This is a genomic window from Phyllobacterium sp. P5_D12, from assembly GCF_054049495.1.
Window position 1 is genome coordinate 1 of record NZ_JBFUMG010001203.1, and the last position, 518, is coordinate 518.

Consider the following 518-nt stretch of genomic DNA (forward strand, 5'->3'; position numbering starts at 1 on the left):
GCGCTGTTGCGGGAGGCCTCGACAGTCATTCGTTGGTACCAGGCTCTCCTTGCTTTTTCCGGCGAACCTGCAGACCATTCCGGTTCTGATATCGCAGCCCGGTTGGGCCAGTTCGCCGATGACATCGATTTCAGGTATGCGGACGAAACAAAGGCGATTATGCTTGAAGCGGCGGATACTATAAGGATTCTGCGGCTGATGCTTGGCATCAGGCAGGAGATTCTCGATGAGCCCCTCTGAACCCAGCTTATGGACTAACGGCAGGTCGGTGTCGCCCCGCGGACTTGCGCTGTGATTTTGGAGGCCGCCTCGACCGGAATTTTCTTCAAACAGGATATGTTTTATAGCCCTGATGGCCTATGATTAATTTTACCCCTCCCGCGACATTCACCCAGAGATCTCATGAAACCCGCAAAATCATTTGTCGTTGAAATCAAACGCAACGGTCGTCGGCAGGTCGTTCGAGATCAAGAGCCGCTATGGGATCCCAAGCAGCTTCAAACAGCAACGGATGCGGT

Annotated in this window: 1 protein-coding gene; it reads left to right on the forward strand. The window is 53.5% G+C overall.

The annotated features are described in order from the left end of the window. The coding region (locus ACXJ5O_RS29505) for a hypothetical protein (RefSeq protein ID WP_457302993.1) at positions 1–240 on the forward strand (240 nt) is incomplete at its 5' end. Between the last annotated feature and the right edge of the window lie 278 nt (positions 241–518).